This is a genomic window from Halobacteriovorax sp. YZS-3-1 (genome assembly GCF_047084945.1).
Taxonomy (GTDB): domain Bacteria; phylum Bdellovibrionota; class Bacteriovoracia; order Bacteriovoracales; family Bacteriovoracaceae; genus Halobacteriovorax_A; species Halobacteriovorax_A vibrionivorans.
Genome location: NZ_JBKIYI010000002.1, coordinates 219973 through 237194, shown reverse-complemented (window position 1 = coordinate 237194; position 17222 = coordinate 219973). Strand labels below are relative to the sequence as shown.

Sequence of the window (17222 nt, the reverse complement as noted above, 5' to 3'; positions counted from 1 at the left end):
CTCTAAATATTATCCTAACATTTTTTCAAATTCGCTTAGTAACTCTTCAGCTGATTTCTGTTCACCTGCTCCATCATCCTTAGCTTCTTCAGGTGCAGCTTCAGCAGCAGGGGCCGCGGCTTCTTCAATAGGTGCCGGCGCTTCTTCAGCAACTGGTTCAGGTGCTGGCTCTGGTGCAGCTTCTGCAATTGGCTCCTCAGGAGTCGGCTGTGGCTGCTCAGGCGCTGGAACTTCTTCAGGTTCTGGAGGAGTCGTAGGCTCTTCTTCAGGAACTGGAACTTCAGCAGGCTCAGGAGTAACATCAATCTCAGGCTCTTCGGCCGGAGTTGGATCGATTTCAGGTTCAGGCTGAGCAGGAGTTGGATCCCCACCAGCTTGAGCAAGTTGAGCTTTTAATTGTTCGTTCTCTTGCTTGAACTTTCTTAGATCGGCAAGATCACCTTCAATCATTTCATATTCTTTAAGACGAGACTGTAGTTCGTCTCTTTCATCTTTAAGAGCATCAATTTCTTCATTAGAGGCAGCCGCAGAATCACCAGCAGCTTTAAGCGCTGCAATTTGTGCCTTAAGGTCTGCGATCTCTGTATTTAACTTTGTGATAATAGCAGCTGACTCTGAATCATCACTACTACCTGCTGCACTTAATTGTGCTTCAAGATCTTTTATAAGAGATTCTTTATTTGCAACTTGCCCTTTTAAGGCAGCTATTTCGGCATTCTTACTTGCAAGCTGGGCCCCATCAACATTACCAGTAGGTAAACTTCCACCTGGAACAACAGATGGTATCCCCTCTCCGGCCTCAAGCCCTCCACCTCTAAATAGAGATGACTTTAACGCATTTGAATTTTGAATTACTGAATCGAGATAGCTCTTTAATACATTTGCTGGAATTTGATGTTGTAATTCCTGCATACGTTTTCTTGTGTAAAACCAGTAAACGACAATGACACAAATTAACAATATAAGAACTGAGAACAAAATATAGAAGACGTTATCACTAACGTACATCATTTCTCTCGATAATCTTGTAATAGTACCAGTCACTTCTTTATTCCTTTTAAATTAGATAAACCTTTGATTATTTTAACATAATCAGCATTATTTAAAAGATATGAAAAAAGAGCAATTATGAACCCATTATTTCCATTTATAAGGTGAGTTTTTTAGTCAGAAACCATTTCACTAAGTTTCTTATAAAGAGGATTTCTGCCAACTATGATTGTCTTAGAAAAAATATTATGATCATGACCATTATACTCAGTTATTTTTGCCCCAGCTTCTAAACAAATGATCTTTCCTGCGGCCACATCCCAAGGAGCAAGCCCCTTCTCCCAAAAACCATCAAAGATTCCTTGGGCCACATAACATAAGTCGATGGCCGCCGAGCCCAATCTTCTCACAGCGGAGATACTTGTCATGACTTTTTTAAACTTACGGAATTCATCATTGAACGGCTTGCCTTTTTCAGTAGCAAAGCCTGTTGCTAATAAGAAACCTTTTGAACGAGATTTATTTTGCTTGAGTCTCTTCTTATCTTTTCCCTTAATAAAGTATGAACCGTTGCCTTTAGTTGCACAATAAGTCTCTTTGCGTTCAGGGATATAGATAACTCCAACAACCGGTTGAAGTTTATATGTTAAGGAGAGGCTAATACAATAATGCTCAAGTCCATGAACAAAATTATTCGTACCATCCAAAGGATCAATAACCCACATATAATCATGGTCTTGATATTCTTTTAAATATTTATAATTGCCTTGATACTTCTTATAAAAGTCTTCTTCGGCCAAAACAGGAATCTCTGGATTTAACTTTTTAAGCTTTTTAATTATATACTCTTCAGAAGCATGGTCTGCTGCTGAGACTGCCCCTTGAGCTTCTTTAATATCAATTTTTAAATTAGCTAAATCTTTTTGATAAGGAGAAAGAATCTTACCTGCTCCCTTTGCTATTGAAATAAGCTGCGCTTCATAAGCTAATAAATCTTTCTTAGTAATCTTCTTCATCCTGTCTCTTCTTTATAACTGCTTCAAGGTCAGAGTCTGAAAGAGGCTCATGTGAAGCCACTGTATAATTCTCAGTTAGCCACATCCCTAAATCAACCATCTTACATTTTTCACTACAAAATGGTCTAAATTCACTTTCATAATAATTAAACTCTTGTGAGCATTCAGGACACTTAACATTCAACTTCTTTGTCACCAAATTTCTCCGTAAAATTCTTTGATCATATCTTTTATCTTACTATCTTCATTATATGCTACTTCACCTATACTTGAAATATGCCTTATGCCATTAAATGAACTCGTCGCAAAACAGCTATCAAATTCATGTAGTTCAGCAGCATGTACTCGCATTTCTTTAAATTCATGGCCAGTTTCACTTAGCATAAATCTTACGCGATCAAGAGTAATTCCATCTAAGACTCCATATTCTGCTGTTGGAGTTATATAAGTATCCCCTTTTTTCAGAATTAGGTTTGACGTGGGAAGCTCCAATAAATACGAATCGTGATCGAGTAAGAGAACATCATCATAACCATTAAAAATGGCCTCTTTTCTTATTTTAAACTGATATTGATAATCGCTACGTTTTAAATAGTCGGGAAAATTTCGATCAGGATAATAACAGTGAGTTGTTAACTTTAAAGGTGTAGTCACCTGTTCTTTTTCTAAGGCCCATATCCAAAACTGAATATCACCAGATAACTCACGATAGAAAGTTATTCTCAAATAAGCATGATCAATGTGGACAAATTCATCTAATATTTGGGCCGTCGCTAATTGTGCTTCATCAATAAGCCCTTTATCAAATTGCTTAGGCCAACAAAACTCGAAGCACTTTTCAAGTCGAGCTCGATGTTGATCCCAAAATATGGCCTTACCTGAGCGAACAAGTGCCGTGGTAAAGAATGAATTCCCCCATAAGTTCCCCTCATTAATAAATGCATCTCTTGCCGATAAACCTTTTCTCGAAAAATAGATTACTTCCTGTGCCATAACTTTCCTTATTGTTATAAAACATGATATCTAAAAATCATGATGACAGATAGTGATAATCAAGAAATTCTAATTATTGGCTTTGGCTCTCAAGCAAAATCTTGGGCAATGAACCTAAGAGACTCAAAGCGAAATATTCATATTGGCCTTCGATCAAATAGCTCTTCTATAGAGCTGGCCAACGAATTAGGCTTTAAGGTTCTTGATATTGAAAATCTTGCACTACCTCAATACGAATTTATCATTATCCTTACACCTGATGATACCCATAAAGAGATTTTAACTTCACTTAAATTTTCTAATAAGAAAAGTAAGCAAAAATTTATTTATGCCCATGGTTACAGTGTTATATACGATGAACTAAGGAAGCTACTTCCCCATCACGAACATATGCTCTTAGCACCGAAGGCCATCGCAAGTGAATTAAGATTTGGTTATGAAACAAAAGCTCCTTTAACTGCTGTTATCAATAGCGATGCTAAATCTAAAGATGCCCTTAAAAACTTGGCCAAAGATTTGGGTATTACTGTCGGTCCAATTGAGAGCAGTTTTAAAGAAGAAACAATTTGTGATTTATTTTCAGAGCAGTCTCTTCTTTGCTCAGTCATTCCACAGGCCGCACGCCTTTCTTTTGAAACTCTTGTAAATAAGGGTCACTCGCCGGAGATTGCATATATCGAATGTTGGCATGAGGTAAAACTCATTGCTGATGCTATGATTAAACACGGGCCAAGTGCTCTTCTTAAATTAATTTCACCTAATGCTTTCATGGGTGGAGAGAGGGCTAAGTCACTGATATTTGATGAAGGGTACCAGCAGAAACTCCATAAAATCTACAATGAAATCGATAATGGCCAATTTGCCCATGAAATTCTTCATAGTGATTTCCAAATGCAACTGAAACAAGCTATAAGTGAGTGGGATAATCTTGAAATTTCCAAAGTTTATCAACGCTTTGGAAAAAAATTGGTTCATGTGAATGAAAAAGTTAACAACGAGAAAAATTAGAGGCTTCAAAGCCGAAAAGACTAAAACTTCACTGCAAGTTCTCACTTGCTATGACTTCCAAACAGCGCAAATGTTAAATGAGACTCAATTAGATATGATTCTCGTTGGCGACAGTCTTGGAAATGTCGTTTTAGGATACGATACAACTGTTGAAGTAAGCTTAGAAGAAATGGCAATCTTTGGAGCGGCCGTTAAAAGAGGTGCTCCTAATAAATTCGTCATTGTCGATATGCCTTTTGGTTCTTATTCTACTTTTAATAAGGCCATTGAAAATGCGACCAAGATTTATCAACAAACAAAAGCTGAAGCCTTAAAACTTGAAGGCGCCTTCCCTCATCAACTTGAGATTATCACCCGCTTAACTCAAAGTGGAATTCCTGTAATGGGACATATCGGTTTAACTCCTCAAAGTGTTCATCAACAAGGTGGATACTATACTCATGGTAAGACTGATGCCGATAAAGAAAGACTTTTAAAAGAGGCAAAAGACTTAGAAGCTGCCGGATGTTTTTCCCTAGTACTTGAGTGTGTAACAGAAGAGATTGCAAATCTTATTACAAAAGAGATTTCAATTCCAACAATTGGCATTGGTGCAGGCAACGGTACAGATGGACAGGTTCTCGTAATCAACGACCTTTTAAAGATGGGTCCAGGAAAGTACCCTAATTTCTGTAAGCCAATTGCAAATTTTTACGACTTAAAGCTAGAGCTTGTTTCAAAGTATATTCAGGATAAGAAAATTCCTCAAGGAATTGATAATGCCGACTTACACCATTGATAGTGGCAACACATTTATTAAAGTAGCGAAGTTTGAAAATAATATTCTTTCAAAGATCACTCGCTATACGCCAGAAGACTTTAATCCAACATTTCAAAAAGATGAAAAAATTATTTTTTCAAATGTATCCAAAAATATTATCCACAAATTACCATCGTCTGCCATAGCTGCAGCTGAGCTAATAGAAGACTTCAAGTCTACTTATGATCAATCAACATTTGGTGTGGATCGAAAAATCATTTCACATTATCTTCAAAAGAAGTTTCCAAATGAAAATATTCTCATTATCGATGCGGGTAGTTTTATTACTTTTGACTATATAGAGAGTGGAATCCATCGAGGCGGGCCCATCTACCTTGGACTTGGGAATTACCTCAAAGCTTATCCGGCATTTTCACAAAATCTTCCTCTAGTTGATAATGTAAAAGCAGGAGAATGTGCAAATACGAAAGAGGCCATTAGCACAGCATTCACTCAATATCTTTCAATGATTAAAAATGAAATTCAGAAATTTCAGACTGATCAAGTTATCGTAACCGGTGGTGACGCTAGAAACTTTCAAGACTGTGCAGATGAACAAGGCGATCTAATGCACCATGCTCTCTTTGAACTTAGCAGGGATTTCGATAGCTCGGTACTTCTTCCCATTACTTAGTCGGATCCAGTAACCTTCTTGCACTTCACCATCAATAACAATATTAATTGGCTTCATTGATACAATGTGATCATAGTTTATATAAATTGGCTCACAAGTATCTCCCAATGCTTGAACGTCGCGTTGTGAAATAATCGAAAACTTACCAAATTTCATATACTTACCTTTGTTACATCGTTTCAAATTCAATGGCCTAAACCCTTTAAAACATATATAAGGGAGTCTCAGGGTATTAACAACCATAAAGTTAACTATATGAAAATATTAGTAGGTGTATGTGGTTCAGTTTCCGCTTACAAGTCAATTGAGTTTGTCAGAGGACTTGTTAAGGCCGGCCACCAAGTAAAAGTCATTTTAACAAATGGAGCAAAGGAATTTGTTTGCCCAAACCTATACTCATACCTTGGCGCCCAAGAAGTTTACGAAGCGAGTGCTGACTTTAGCGGCAGTATTGAGTCAAAGAGTGTACTTCATATAGAATTAGCAAAGTGGGCCGACAAGCTCCATATCTACCCGGCCAGTGCCAATACGATAGCCAAGCTTGCCATGGGTCAGGCCAATGACCTACTCAGTAGTGTCTTCCTCGCAGGATGGGATAAGTTTCAAACAATTATTTACCCGGCCATGAACACTTCGATGTGGACTAATCCAATTACCCAAGAAAATATTGATTTAATAAATCGTCTTGATAAGCATGATCATATCTATATATATCCACCACAGAGTGGAACACTCGCCTGCGGTGATACTGGTAGTGGAAAAATTCCCGATATAGAAGAAGTGCTAACAAATTACGATGCCATAAACCTTGGTATCACTGATAACTCTCCTCATGTTGTCATTACAGCAGGAGCAACAGTTGCTCCAATTGATCCTGTTCGTTTTGTGACGAATCCTTCATCAGGAAAGACAGGACTTGAGATAGCAAAACAATCCCTTCGCCTTGGCAATCGCACCACAGTTCTTTTAGGAGAAAATTCATGCGATGGTTTTAAGCACCTAGCAAAACTTCCAGGAGTTAAAATCATTAAGGTTCGTACAACGGATGAGATGTATGAAGCAGTGAAATCTCTTGAGAATCGTTTTGATACATATATTTCAACTGCCGCTATTAGTGATCTTAAATTTAAAACCGCTGGTGACAAGTTAAAGAAAGACACTCTCTCAAATTCACTTGAATTTGAAAAAGCACAGGATATTCTAAGCTATGTAGTTTCAAATCAAAGTCCTTCTCAATGTATTGTTGGATTTGCAGCTGAGACACAAATGACTAAAGAAGTCCTGGAAAGCAAATATAACCGTAAACCAACAAAGCTATTAATAGGTACTCATGTAAATAGTGGACTTTGTGATAAAGAACGCCAAGGATTTGGCAATGATAGTGCAACATATACGATTCTTGAAAATGGAAAAGTTGCTTTTGAAGGAGAACTTTCAAAGCTTCAATTGGCCAAAGAAATATTTGAGAGGATTAAATAGTGAAAGTTATCACAAAACGTAATGAACTTATTAACACAATGAAGGAAGTTTCCCACCAAAGTCTTGGACTTGTTCCAACAATGGGTAATCTTCATGCTGGACACATGAGCTTACTTGAAAGTGCTCTTAATGACTGTCAGCAAGTTGTTCTAACAATTTTTGTTAACCCAAAACAATTTAGTGCAAATGAAGACCTCTCAACATACCCAAGAACTCCTCAGGAAGATCTCGATAAGATAAAAGAAACTGCGGGCAATCGTGCTAACGATATTATCGTTTTCATGCCTGAGGGTAATGCGGAAGTTTATCCTCCAGGATTCAATACAACGATTAGTGTTTCTGGAATAACTGAAAAGCTTTGTGGAAAGAGTCGTCCAACTCATTTTGCAGGAGTGACAACTGTAGTCTACCAACTATTTACTCTAATAAATCCTGCTCGTGCTTACTTTGGACAAAAAGATTACCAACAAGTATGTGTTATTCGTAAGATGGCACAGGACTTAAATTTAAATATCGATATTAAAACCGTACCAATTATAAGAGAAGAATCGGGACTTGCCCTCTCTTCTCGAAATGGTTACTTATCAAACGAAGAAAAAGAAATCGCTCTAAATCTTCCTACAAAATTAGAAGTTATTGAATCTCTTTTAAAGTTCAATACTTGGGTAGACGCTGGAGCACAATTAAATGAAATACTAGAATCAACACTAAGTGATAAGGCCTGGGACTATCTAGATATTCTAGATAGCAAGACTCTTGAAGATGTTGATCAAAATACAAAAGAAGTCGTTATCGCTGGAGCTTATTTTGTTGGAGATCGTCCAACGAGAATCATCGATAACCGACTAGTGGAAATTACATATGCTTGATAATGAATTTTATATCTCACGTGAGGCAAAGGCCTCCCTTGTCTCTTTAATTTGTCCTAAGTTTAAAGAACATGCGACAGAAAAAGATACTCTTCGAAGTTTAGAAGAGCTTCGAGAGCTAATGCGCACTTTAAATATTGAAACAGGTGAACAGTATATTCAAAATAAGAAGACTGTTGATGCTGGAACGATTTTAGGAACAGGAAAGCTTGAAGAAATTGCAGCAGCGGCAAAGGCCGAAGGCTCATCTCTACTCGTTTTTGACTGTGAGTTAACTTCTTCGCAAATTAGAAATATCAAGAAGCTGACAGGGCTATCTGTCGTTGATCGTTGCCACATTATTCTTGAGATCTTCTCAGAGCACGCAAGAACAAAAGAAGCACGTATTCAAATTGAAATTGCTCGTCTTCAATATATTCTTCCACGACTGGCCGGATTCTGGTCACACCTTGGCCGTCAAAAAGGTGGTATTGGTGTCCGCGGTGGTGAGGGTGAGCAACAAATTGAGCTTGACCGTCGTATTATTCGCGAAAGAATTGAGTTCTATAAACGCGAACTTAAAGAAGTTGAAAAGTCTCGTATTGAACAAAAGAAGCGCAGGTCAAAAAAAGCAATTACGACAGCACTCGTTGGATACACCAATGCAGGTAAGTCTTCTTTAATGAATCGCCTATGTCGTGTTGATGTACTTGAAGAAGACAAGCTCTTTGCAACACTTGACTCAACTTTTAGGATGTTAAATCCAGATACAAAACCGCCAATGATCCTTATCGATACGGTTGGTTTCTTATCAAACCTACCAAATACTCTAATTGATGGTTTTAAAACAACTCTTGAATCTGCTCTTGAAGCTGATCTTCTTATGATTGTTTGTGATATTAGTGACCCAAATTACGAAAAACATCTTGAAGTTACTAACAATGTTCTTAAAGAACTAGGGCTTGAAGACAAAGAACGTATCATTATCTTTAATAAGAAAGATAAATTAAATGATAAAATAGCTGAAAATATTATTAAGAGAAAGCATCCAAATAGCTTCGTAATTTCAAGTTTTGATAAAGCTGACATTGATAATTTACGTCAATATGTCGTGGATTACTTCTTAGAAAAACAAAATAATTACGATCTATTTATTCCTTATGATGCTGGAGCTGCCCATTCAATCGTTGTTTCAAAAACTAACGTAATTAAGACAACTAATCATGAAAAAGGGATCTATTATCAAGTTAAAGTACCTGACTTTATTTATAATCCATTAGGTTTACAAAAATTTGAGCTTGGGCCACACGACCCTCTTCTTAAAGAAATCTAAATTTAATCTTAAATAATCCGACAAGCGAGTATGAAGAAAATTATACTCGCATTAATATTTAGCTTTATAGCATCGACAGCTTCTGCTGGAATAACAACAATCGACGTAGAATCATATCATCGAACTGATATGGACTTTATGTTCTTAATCAAGAATAAGAAATACGATAAAATTGTTCTTGATTGCCAAGGCTTTATTAATGGCCTCAATATGTATAGTACAAGAGGGCATGATATCTTCACTCTTCCAGGCTATGGACATTGTATAGCAATCCATAACGAGATAATCAAAAATATCAAGGCTAAGAAGAGCTCATGCCTTGCTATTAATGATTCAGAAGGTAAAGTACTAGTTCTTGATAGCAAGTGCCCTGTTCAACCTTAAGAGCTAGGCCAATCGCTTAATTAAGTGGTAGCCAAATTGCGTTCTAACGATTGGTGACATTTCACCAACCTCAAGAGAAAATGCAGCTTTTTCAAATGGTGCCACCATCATTCCCTTACCAAATTCACCAAGGTCACCACCATTTTGACCTGACGGACAGCTTGAATAGTCCTTAGCAAGTTCTTCAAAAGACTTTCCGTCTTCCATCTTCTTTAGTAGATCTTTTGCTTCATATTCTTGATCCACAAGAATGTGGGCACAACGAATCTTGCTCATGTTATTTCCTTTGAATAGATTTTTTAAGAATGAAATCGCCAATAGTATGTTCCTATTATTACAAGTAAGATAACGGCCAGTCCCAGCCACATGTAAAACTCATCCTTCTCCATTGAAGTCTCCACAAATACGATCGAGATTAGACATGAGATTTGCAATATCAAGAGGTGCTTGAATGACGCGCTTTGCGCCTTCTTCTCCCTTAGTTACGAGCTCTACAACTGGAATTTTTTCACAAAACTCAGCTTCAATCTTCTTAATTGTTTCAGCTGAAATTGTTGAAATATCGACGAGAATGACTTCAGGCACAATATCTCGGATGAAATGGAAAGCATCATCTTCATTTGAAAGCGTAAAAAACTCTCCACCAACCTCTTTACCTAAAGCCTCTATAGCAGTGATCATCATTTGGTTGTCGGATAGAAAGAATAGTTTTTTAATTTTCACGTTTAGGTCCTGATATGTTACATTAAAACAATAATCGAAATGGAGATCTTATGTCGAGTCGCATTAAAATTATTGATAACTTATCTAATTCTACCCTATATGAGTTTTCAATGGAAGACGCAGACCGTGCATATGAGAAGTCAGAGGAACTTGAGGAAATGGGGCTTGATATAAAGCTTATTATCCCTTCAGTTTCAGAAACACTCATTAAATCTCTAGGTGCAAATGCTGATAAAATTGAAAAACTCAAAGAAATGATGGATGAAGAAATTGCATCCCATATCGAAGAAGAAGGTAGTTGCTCAATTTGTCTTCCCGATGGAAAGATTCATCAATAAGAGCTAAAACTCTTCGTTCATCAAGGCTTCCATCTTCTTATTTGATTCTTGAAGTACCTTTAAAGACTCCATTGCCTTTTGAAGTTCAGGACTATCTTGAACGGCCTTCTTGATATCTTCCTGTGAAATTTGCTGTCCTGTTTTCTGACTTGCTTCTTGTATAGACCTTTGAAAGACCTTGTCCATATCATCCTTTGAACTTAAACTCTCACTACTGCTGCCATCTGCAGAACTTACACTCTCACTACTGCTATCATCCTGAGACTCATTAGTGGCTTCCGTGTTAGAAATTACAGAAGGACCAAGTGGGAGATAAAGCCCTCCTAAAACACCACAATCTGAGATCTTATTCTCATTATCAACATACATATCAATCTCAAAACTCTTATTAAGTTTTTTCGCTCCATAGGAAGCATTATTTATTCGCGTAAGCTCAACATTTAAAACGGCTTCACCGCGGTGAAGTTCGCGATCTTCAATCTTATTAACAAATAGATCACTTATATACATCGATGAAAGAATATAGTTAGTAGCGGCCACTTTTTCTTCAAGAGAATACTTTGCTTCACCATCAGGTCTTAAAATCTTTTCTACTATTAATCGATTCTCTAAGCGGCCAAGCTTCTCAAGAGTTCTTTTACAAGTTCCAGGCTTCCCCATATAGGCCTTCATCCCCTGAAAGTAGTTATTTAACTCGGTTTTATTGATATTTGTCTTTGTCGATTTAATCTGATTTTGCTGATATTTCATAAACGCTAAAGCTAAGAAACCCAAAAGTCCCGCAGCAATAACTATTTCCATTAAGGTAAAACCATTCTCATTTTTCGTAAATTTAAGCATGGGTATATTTTAGTGGATAAATGGATTTTATGGTAGTAGGTATTTCATGTAGTTTCGGGAACTTGTACAAAAAAGGCCACCTTTCGGTGGCCTTATATATCTATTTTATCTTAGATATTTTTTGCTCATCCTGCGGCAAAAGTGCCCCAATGGGCAGTTTTGAAGCAGAGATGGATGTGATTCAAGAATCAAAGAGCGAAGCTCGCGTGATTCGGTTGTTTACCACAAACAAAAAAGGCCACCTTTCGGTGGCCTTATATATCTATTTTATCTTAGATATTTTTTGCTAACTTTAGCGAAGCTAAAGTGTCGCTTTCTGCTCGCCAACTTTCCCATTGCTCCTGAGGCGAACCGCTCGGGCTTGAACCCTCGCTCTCGGCATCAGTCTCTAGCTAAAGAGATGGGGAGCTGGCATAGCTTACAATCTGCATAAAAATGATTAATAATCATTTTTGTGCTGAGTTGATTCGAGGACTTTTTAGTTTGCAAAGAATTTTTGCGCTGGAAAAAAGATCGCCGGGCTTGAACCCGGCGACTTTATTGAAAATATTCATTTCAAAAATGGTGCGCTAGCACCGCAAACAATAGACTGGCCTTGGCCAGTCAATTTTGCGGTTGCTTACTCCTCATTTCCTAGGTTGAAACCCTTAAGAACGTCACCAAGAGTTGCAGACTTAACTACATCTTGTTGCATTCCTTGAGTATCAGAGTTTAGAGCAGACTTGATAGAAAGAGCGATTTTCTTCGCATCTTTATCAAGAGAGATAACCATAGCCTTAACTACGTCACCTTTCTTAACTACGTCTTCTGGCTTCTCAACTCTATCTTCAGATAGTTCAGAGATGTGAACTAGACCTTCAATACCAGTTTCAAGTTCAACGAAAGCACCAAAATCAGTTACTCTAACGATTTGAGCTTCAACGATTGTACCAACTGGAAGTCTTGTTTCAATCTTCTTCCAAGGATCTTCTTTAAGTTGTTTAACACCTAGACAGAATTTTTGGTTTTCTTTATCAACTGAAACTACAGCAGCTTCAATCTCGTCACCAACATTGTATTCTTCGTTTAGGTTGATATTCTTCTTAGTCCAAGAGAAATCAGATACGTGAATTAGTGCATCTACTTCTTCTCCAAGGTCAACGAAGATTCCAAATTCAACAATTGATTTGATTTTTCCGTTAACTTTTGAACCAACAGGGAACTTAGCTTCTAGAGCATCCCATGGGTTTTCTTGAAGTTGCTTGATACCAAGAGAGATTCTCTTGTTTTCTACATCTACTTCTAGAACCTGAGCTTCAACAATTTCACCTACAGTGAAGTGCTTAGTTGGGTTCTTGATAGAGTTTGTCCATGACATTTCAGAAACGTGGATTAGACCTTCGATTCCGTCATCAAGTTCAATGAAGATACCGTAATCTTTAACAGATACGATTTCACCTTTAACTTTAGTTCCTGCAACGTATTTCTCGTTAGCAGTTTCCCATGGATTATCTTGAACTTGCTTAAGACCAAGAGATACTCTTTCTTTTTCTTTATCAAACTTAAGAATCTTAACTTCGATTTCGTCACCAAGAGTTAGGATATTAGATGGGTGCTTAACACGTCCCCATGACATATCAGTGATGTGTAGAAGACCGTCAATTCCACCTAGATCGATGAATGCACCGTAATCAGTGATGTTTTTAACGATACCCTTAACAACCATTCCTTCTTCAATTTGAGAAAGAACTTCACCACGTAGTTTACCTCTTTCTTCTTGAAGAATAGCTCTTCTAGAAAGAACGATGTTTCCACGTTTCTTGTTGAATTTAATAACTTTGAATTCCATCTTTTTACCGATGTACTTATCAAGGTTTCTAGTAGGTCTAACATCAATTTGTGAACCTGGTAAGAATGCCTTAACACCGATATCAACAGAAAGACCACCCTTAACTTTTGCAACAACAGTACCAGTAACTGGAGTACCATCTTCACAAGCTTCAGAAATTTTATCCCAAGCTTTAAGGATTTGAGCTTTGTCCATTGAAAGAACAAGGTTTCCTAGGTGTGACTCTAGCTTATCTAAATAAACTTCAATTTCGTCACCCATAGATACTTTTAGAGAACCATCGTAGTTAGTGAATTCTCTTTTTGGAACTAGTCCTTCTTGCTTGTAACCAATGTCAACAAGAACATAGTCTGGTGAAATGTTAACAACTTTACCTTTGAAAACTTCACCTTCTGTGAAAGTTGGAGTTTCTGTCGAATCTAATAGTTTCGAAAACTCTGTCTCTTCCTTTGTCTCGATGTCTTCACCAAGAACAACTTCGTAATCTTGCATCCAAGATTGTTTTAGATTGTTTAAATCTGTCATAATTTACCTCACGGCAGACAACTGAAAGTGTCCAATCAGCGTCTTAATTTTGATATCTAAAGGCAAAGCCTTTAGCGCAAATCTCTTCTACTGAAGACAATTTACATTTTTTGATTTTGCGCATCTTATGATTTTTGGGACTCTACGTCAACAATAAAACCTATTAATTATAGAATCTTATACGTTTATTAAGGTGCTTTTCGTAGAGTTTGAATAAATTGTATTTATAGCCATCAATACCGTGCTCATTCCATAATTCATCACGAGAATTAAAACACGCCTGCTTATACTCTTTATTCTTTAAGACGATCTCTTTCACCTTGGATCTAAGCTCTCTTGCATCTCCTTGTCGATAAGTTTCAAGGGAGCCATGATAAATTCGATGAAGTTCCTGAGTTGTGGCATTACGCGGCACAACAGTTGGAATTCCTTTTAAGATGGCCAAGAGTGCATAATCTTCAATTGGTGACTTTGAAGTATATGATATCCAAATATCAGAGCGTACATTGTAAATATCATCGGCCTCATGAAACTCGACATAATTCTCAAGCTTATATTCTGCAATTTTTTCCTGAAGCGGCTTATAAAGTATATTTCTTTTCCATTTACGATTAGAGAAAATATGTAATTTAAAGCGCTTTGGCATTGTGCTGTCGAGATTTAAGGCCCATAAACTTTCAAGACAGACAGTTAAGTCATTTAATTCAACTTCATGATCATTAACCCAGCAAGATAAGTGTGTTAGGCTTTCCTCATCGAAAGTATACTTCTGATCAAAGTTAATTTTATCGACACCAAGACCTGAAGAATAAATCTTTCTTACGGGAACATCCATATGAGCATTGATTGACTCTATCATCTCTCTAAAAGGAATAAAGATCAGATCAATCCTTTTAATTAATGGACGATACCAGAACTGCTTGTAAAACTTCTTCATTTCAAAATTAATTGTAAAGAATAAGGCAGTGAGGTTTCTCTTTCTTAAATAAGAGGCTAAAGGCCAAAGAAAGTTTAATTGATAGCAGTGAACAATATTAATATCGTATCTTTTGATGATACCTCTAAGTTTATTTAACTTATACCAATTCCAGACACGAAGCTTTGTTGTCCCTGTATGAAAAATACAATCAATCCCCGCCTTCTTACATTCACGATGTAGAAACGAGTCTTTTAAACAGTATAGAAAAATATTATGCCCAATTTCTTTTAGCAGTAAGCAATCTCTAATGAGCATTCTCTCTCTAGAGCCAGAGTTATACGTAGGTGATACGTAGAGAATATTTTGTTGTTTTCTAAAGATATTAATCATCATTATTTCTTATATTCACCTTTCTTATGACTAATAAGCTCACCTTTTACAGCACCTATTTTAATTTTAGCGGCAAATTTTAGAAGCATTCGACTCTCATCAGTTGAGAACCAAAAGTTAATATCTCCAGACTTTTTCAAAACACCAGGAAACTGAGTTTGTGCTGTTATTCGATAAGCCTGAAACTTCTTATTCATGACTTCGACTTCTTCTACATTATCCACTTCTGCTTTTAAGATCCAAACCTTCCCTCTTGTTACAATTGGGAATTCAAATTTAGAACCAATTTTCATTGGTAGCCCGCGCAGGAAATATAATGCAGAGAAAGAGTCAGTAAAATAACGTGGTAAGTATTCTTGAATTTTTTTATTCTTAGTCTTTCCATCTTTTAAGCGATGATAAAAGAAATAAGTCTTTAACTTATCATGATCAAATAATTGTAGATCATCAACAAGCTGACCAGACTCTCTTTGCTTCATTTCATACTTAAGAGGTGAAAAGCCACCTTTTTCAATATCAACATAAACATCGAGTGTATCTTTTAACTTATAAATACCTTCAAAGTATTCTGCAGATTCTAAAAGCCCATTAACATGGAGAACTTCTTTACCACCCATTGTCGCCATTGGCATTGTTCTAATGGTTGCTGTGCCTGCTTTAAAAATTGACCACCCAATTTCAAACTTAAATTCTTCTCCAATTAAATACATTGGACGATAAGACTTCCAATACTCTTTAGACTTTTCATCAATCGCAATATATTGCTCAGGATAATCATCAAGAGTCTGAGGGTTTATAATTTTTTCTTCTTTTTTCTCTATCTTCTTTTTGGTTACTTTTTCTTTAAGCTTCTTCTCTTTGGCCTTTTCTTTTTTGACGATTTCTTTTTCTTCTTTAGTTGGCTCTTGAGTTGCTGACTTCAATGATGGTTCGGCAACAGGATTTTCTGTTTTAAACTTTTCTAAGGTTTCACGGTCACCATTTTCAAAGATCTCAACGAGATCTTTTTCATCACTCTCACCTTGCATAAGTGCCCCAGCACAACTAACAAGTAATAGAAAAAGTATGATTGAAAGAAGTTTATTCAACTTGCCCCCTAGAGTCTCTAATAACAGAATTAATTCTTTGTTTTACCAATTCCTCACCCTTTAGAAATTCAATTCCAATTTGTAAGTAATGGATGCGCTCACTACTTGAACACCTCTTCATTTTAACAATATCTTTTTCTGTTGTAAGAATGATGGCATCCTTTTCTTCCGCTAAGGACACTAAGCTTTCTAACTCACTGACTTTATATAGGTGATGGTCAGGAAAATTAAAATCATCAACTATATTGGCGTTTAGCTGTTTAACTAACTTTAAAAAAGACTGTGGTGAAGCTAACCCAGATACACAAATAACATTCTTTCCATTTAATTCATCTAGAGCAATATCTTCTTCATGTAAGAGGTTTCTAATCGCCCCAGGTGCATACTTAAACTGACCACTTGGTGTATCTTTCTTACAGTGAGTAAGGACAAACTTTTCCAATTCATCTAATTCACTTCTATCAACCAAATCAGCTCGTCCAAATAAGACGACATCTGCTTCCTTAAGAGCACTTAGTCCCTCTCTAAGATATCCCCTAGGTGGACAATGATATTTTGAAATCGGTAAAAGAGAGTCAAATAGTACGATATTTAAATCACGCTCTATTTTTAAATGTTGGAACCCATCATCAAGTAAGACGATATCGGCCTTCTCTTCTTCATAGTAGCGTCTTAGATTATCTCTACGGTCAGCTCCAACAACAACACTAGCATTCTTTAAGTTTCGACTTAAGACTAGGGCCTCATCTCCAAAAACAAATGGGTTTTCAGATATTTTCTTTCCCGTCTTAATAATTCCGCTAGAGTTTTCAAGCTCGCCTTTATAGCCTCTTGTTAGAACCATAGTCTTTTTTTCTAGTGAGTCATTTAGATAATTCCCTATCCATAAAGTGAATGGTGTTTTACCTGTTCCACCAAGAGATAGGTTTCCAATACTAATAATAGGCACTTCAAACTTTGAAGAATTAAAAACTCCCATCTTAAACGCGAAACGACGAAGACGATAGATCCATTCCCACAAGAAACTTACTGGAGTAAGAAGCTGGGATAGCATGTTGAAAACTTTTACATTTAACTGACTCATGAG

At 36.8% G+C, this 17222-nt stretch carries 21 protein-coding genes; 9 read left to right on the top strand and 12 right to left on the bottom strand.

Annotation, left to right across the window (positions count from 1 at the left end):
• Window positions 1–9: 9 nt before the first annotated feature.
• The 4 genes from ACMAZI_RS11065 to ACMAZI_RS11050 all read right to left on the bottom strand — a co-directional run bounded on the left by ACMAZI_RS11065 (window position 10) and on the right by ACMAZI_RS11050 (window position 2999).
• Complete coding sequence (locus ACMAZI_RS11065) at window positions 10–1044, bottom strand: hypothetical protein (RefSeq protein WP_133296934.1); 1035 nt, start codon at window positions 1042–1044, stop codon at window positions 10–12.
• Between the two features lie 119 nt (window positions 1045–1163).
• A complete protein-coding gene (locus ACMAZI_RS11060; protein WP_115361860.1) occupies window positions 1164–2006 on the bottom strand; it encodes an inositol monophosphatase family protein in 843 nt (280 codons plus the stop codon).
• Window positions 1990–2202, bottom strand: coding sequence for a DNA gyrase inhibitor YacG (locus ACMAZI_RS11055; protein ID WP_199506641.1), 213 nt, complete (start codon window positions 2200–2202; stop codon window positions 1990–1992). Before ACMAZI_RS11055 ends, ACMAZI_RS11060 begins: the two co-directional genes overlap by 17 nt.
• A complete protein-coding gene (locus tag ACMAZI_RS11050; protein ID WP_115361862.1) occupies window positions 2199–2999 on the bottom strand; it encodes an aminotransferase class IV in 801 nt (266 codons plus the stop codon). Before ACMAZI_RS11050 ends, ACMAZI_RS11055 begins: the two co-directional genes overlap by 4 nt.
• Window positions 3000–3038: 39 nt before the next feature.
• Between ACMAZI_RS11050 and ACMAZI_RS11045 the strand changes: the two genes are divergently transcribed.
• From ACMAZI_RS11045 to ACMAZI_RS11035, 3 genes are read left to right on the top strand one after another with little or no spacing between them, the layout of a single operon-like run.
• Window positions 3039–4007 carry an NAD(P)-binding domain-containing protein gene (locus ACMAZI_RS11045; RefSeq protein ID WP_115361864.1) on the top strand — a complete coding sequence of 323 codons (969 nt, stop codon included), beginning with the start codon at window positions 3039–3041 and terminating at the stop codon, window positions 4005–4007.
• Window positions 3979–4785 carry a 3-methyl-2-oxobutanoate hydroxymethyltransferase gene (gene panB, locus ACMAZI_RS11040; protein ID WP_412474098.1) on the top strand — a complete coding sequence of 269 codons (807 nt, stop codon included), beginning with the start codon at window positions 3979–3981 and terminating at the stop codon, window positions 4783–4785. Before ACMAZI_RS11045 ends, panB begins: the two co-directional genes overlap by 29 nt.
• Window positions 4766–5440, top strand: a complete 675-nt coding sequence (locus tag ACMAZI_RS11035) for a type III pantothenate kinase (protein WP_115361868.1) — start codon at window positions 4766–4768, stop codon at window positions 5438–5440. Before panB ends, ACMAZI_RS11035 begins: the two co-directional genes overlap by 20 nt.
• On the opposite strand, the gene ACMAZI_RS11030 is transcribed toward ACMAZI_RS11035, so the two are convergent.
• Complete coding sequence (locus ACMAZI_RS11030; RefSeq protein ID WP_133296935.1) at window positions 5372–5596, bottom strand: hypothetical protein; 225 nt, start codon at window positions 5594–5596, stop codon at window positions 5372–5374. The two genes, ACMAZI_RS11035 and ACMAZI_RS11030, sit on opposite strands and share 69 nt — an antisense overlap.
• A 99-nt stretch (window positions 5597–5695) precedes the next feature.
• On the opposite strand from ACMAZI_RS11030, the gene coaBC reads away from it, so the two are divergent.
• The 4 genes from coaBC to ACMAZI_RS11010 are packed head-to-tail and all read left to right on the top strand — an operon-like array spanning window position 5696 to window position 9484.
• Entirely contained in the window at window positions 5696–6919 is a 1224-nt protein-coding gene (gene coaBC / locus ACMAZI_RS11025; protein ID WP_412474097.1) for a bifunctional phosphopantothenoylcysteine decarboxylase/phosphopantothenate--cysteine ligase CoaBC, read from the top strand.
• Window positions 6919–7788, top strand: coding sequence for a pantoate--beta-alanine ligase (gene panC / locus ACMAZI_RS11020; RefSeq protein ID WP_412474096.1), 870 nt, complete (start codon window positions 6919–6921; stop codon window positions 7786–7788). Before coaBC ends, panC begins: the two co-directional genes overlap by 1 nt.
• Window positions 7781–9100 carry a GTPase HflX gene (gene hflX / locus ACMAZI_RS11015; RefSeq protein WP_115361873.1) on the top strand — a complete coding sequence of 440 codons (1320 nt, stop codon included), beginning with the start codon at window positions 7781–7783 and terminating at the stop codon, window positions 9098–9100. The genes panC and hflX overlap by 8 nt, the downstream gene beginning before the upstream one ends.
• A gap of 30 nt (window positions 9101–9130) precedes the next feature.
• Complete coding sequence (locus ACMAZI_RS11010) at window positions 9131–9484, top strand: hypothetical protein (protein WP_412474095.1); 354 nt, start codon at window positions 9131–9133, stop codon at window positions 9482–9484.
• 3 nt (window positions 9485–9487) lie between these two features.
• On the opposite strand, the gene ACMAZI_RS11005 is transcribed toward ACMAZI_RS11010, so the two are convergent.
• Entirely contained in the window at window positions 9488–9760 is a 273-nt protein-coding gene (locus ACMAZI_RS11005; RefSeq protein WP_412474094.1) for a peptidylprolyl isomerase, read from the bottom strand.
• Window positions 9761–9859: 99 nt separating this feature from the next.
• A complete protein-coding gene (locus tag ACMAZI_RS11000) occupies window positions 9860–10207 on the bottom strand; it encodes a hypothetical protein (protein ID WP_115361879.1) in 348 nt (115 codons plus the stop codon).
• Between the two features lie 50 nt (window positions 10208–10257).
• On the opposite strand from ACMAZI_RS11000, the gene ACMAZI_RS10995 reads away from it, so the two are divergent.
• A complete protein-coding gene (locus ACMAZI_RS10995; protein ID WP_115361881.1) occupies window positions 10258–10545 on the top strand; it encodes a hypothetical protein in 288 nt (95 codons plus the stop codon).
• A 3-nt stretch (window positions 10546–10548) separates the two neighbouring features.
• Here the strand turns inward: ACMAZI_RS10995 and ACMAZI_RS10990 are convergent, their stop codons facing one another.
• Window positions 10549–11385: a type II secretion system protein gene (locus ACMAZI_RS10990; RefSeq protein ID WP_412474093.1), complete on the bottom strand. Its 837-nt coding sequence runs from the start codon at window positions 11383–11385 to the stop codon at window positions 10549–10551.
• Between the two features lie 29 nt (window positions 11386–11414).
• Between ACMAZI_RS10990 and ACMAZI_RS10985 the strand changes: the two genes are divergently transcribed.
• The gene (locus ACMAZI_RS10985; protein ID WP_412475123.1) at window positions 11415–11675 is read left to right on the top strand and encodes a hypothetical protein; all 261 of its coding nucleotides are present in this window, start codon (window positions 11415–11417) and stop codon (window positions 11673–11675) included.
• A gap of 329 nt (window positions 11676–12004) precedes the next feature.
• Here the strand turns inward: ACMAZI_RS10985 and ACMAZI_RS10980 are convergent, their stop codons facing one another.
• The 4 genes from ACMAZI_RS10980 to lpxK all read right to left on the bottom strand — a co-directional run bounded on the left by ACMAZI_RS10980 (window position 12005) and on the right by lpxK (window position 17219).
• Entirely contained in the window at window positions 12005–13738 is a 1734-nt protein-coding gene (locus tag ACMAZI_RS10980; RefSeq protein WP_115361886.1) for a 30S ribosomal protein S1, read from the bottom strand.
• 163 nt (window positions 13739–13901) lie between these two features.
• A complete protein-coding gene (locus tag ACMAZI_RS10975; RefSeq protein WP_133296937.1) occupies window positions 13902–15050 on the bottom strand; it encodes a glycosyltransferase in 1149 nt (382 codons plus the stop codon).
• Window positions 15050–16135: a DUF3108 domain-containing protein gene (locus ACMAZI_RS10970; protein ID WP_158536867.1), complete on the bottom strand. Its 1086-nt coding sequence runs from the start codon at window positions 16133–16135 to the stop codon at window positions 15050–15052. Before ACMAZI_RS10970 ends, ACMAZI_RS10975 begins: the two co-directional genes overlap by 1 nt.
• Window positions 16128–17219 carry a tetraacyldisaccharide 4'-kinase gene (gene lpxK / locus ACMAZI_RS10965; RefSeq protein ID WP_115361892.1) on the bottom strand — a complete coding sequence of 364 codons (1092 nt, stop codon included), beginning with the start codon at window positions 17217–17219 and terminating at the stop codon, window positions 16128–16130. The genes ACMAZI_RS10970 and lpxK overlap by 8 nt, the downstream gene beginning before the upstream one ends.
• Window positions 17220–17222 lie beyond the last annotated feature (3 nt).

Excerpts from the sequence above, each read along its gene's own strand:
- ACMAZI_RS11035 (WP_115361868.1), top strand. The coding sequence starts at position 4,766 with ATGCCGACTTACACCATTGATAGTGGCAACACATTTATTAAAGTAGCG.
- ACMAZI_RS10985 (WP_412475123.1), top strand. The coding sequence starts at position 11,415 with ATGGTAGTAGGTATTTCATGTAGTTTCGGGAACTTGTACAAAAAAGGC.
- ACMAZI_RS10975 (WP_133296937.1), bottom strand. The coding sequence starts at position 15,050 with ATGATGATTAATATCTTTAGAAAACAACAAAATATTCTCTACGTATCA.
- ACMAZI_RS11005 (WP_412474094.1), bottom strand. The coding sequence starts at position 9,760 with ATGAGCAAGATTCGTTGTGCCCACATTCTTGTGGATCAAGAATATGAA.
- ACMAZI_RS11030 (WP_133296935.1), bottom strand. The coding sequence starts at position 5,596 with ATGAAATTTGGTAAGTTTTCGATTATTTCACAACGCGACGTTCAAGCA.
- panB (WP_412474098.1), top strand. The coding sequence starts at position 3,979 with ATGAAAAAGTTAACAACGAGAAAAATTAGAGGCTTCAAAGCCGAAAAG.
- lpxK (WP_115361892.1), bottom strand. The coding sequence starts at position 17,219 with ATGAGTCAGTTAAATGTAAAAGTTTTCAACATGCTATCCCAGCTTCTT.
- ACMAZI_RS11060 (WP_115361860.1), bottom strand. The coding sequence starts at position 2,006 with ATGAAGAAGATTACTAAGAAAGATTTATTAGCTTATGAAGCGCAGCTT.
- coaBC (WP_412474097.1), top strand. The coding sequence starts at position 5,696 with ATGAAAATATTAGTAGGTGTATGTGGTTCAGTTTCCGCTTACAAGTCA.
- ACMAZI_RS10990 (WP_412474093.1), bottom strand. The coding sequence starts at position 11,385 with ATGCTTAAATTTACGAAAAATGAGAATGGTTTTACCTTAATGGAAATA.
- hflX (WP_115361873.1), top strand. The coding sequence starts at position 7,781 with ATGCTTGATAATGAATTTTATATCTCACGTGAGGCAAAGGCCTCCCTT.
- ACMAZI_RS11050 (WP_115361862.1), bottom strand. The coding sequence starts at position 2,999 with ATGGCACAGGAAGTAATCTATTTTTCGAGAAAAGGTTTATCGGCAAGA.
- ACMAZI_RS11010 (WP_412474095.1), top strand. The coding sequence starts at position 9,131 with ATGAAGAAAATTATACTCGCATTAATATTTAGCTTTATAGCATCGACA.
- ACMAZI_RS10980 (WP_115361886.1), bottom strand. The coding sequence starts at position 13,738 with ATGACAGATTTAAACAATCTAAAACAATCTTGGATGCAAGATTACGAA.
- ACMAZI_RS10995 (WP_115361881.1), top strand. The coding sequence starts at position 10,258 with ATGTCGAGTCGCATTAAAATTATTGATAACTTATCTAATTCTACCCTA.
- ACMAZI_RS11045 (WP_115361864.1), top strand. The coding sequence starts at position 3,039 with ATGATGACAGATAGTGATAATCAAGAAATTCTAATTATTGGCTTTGGC.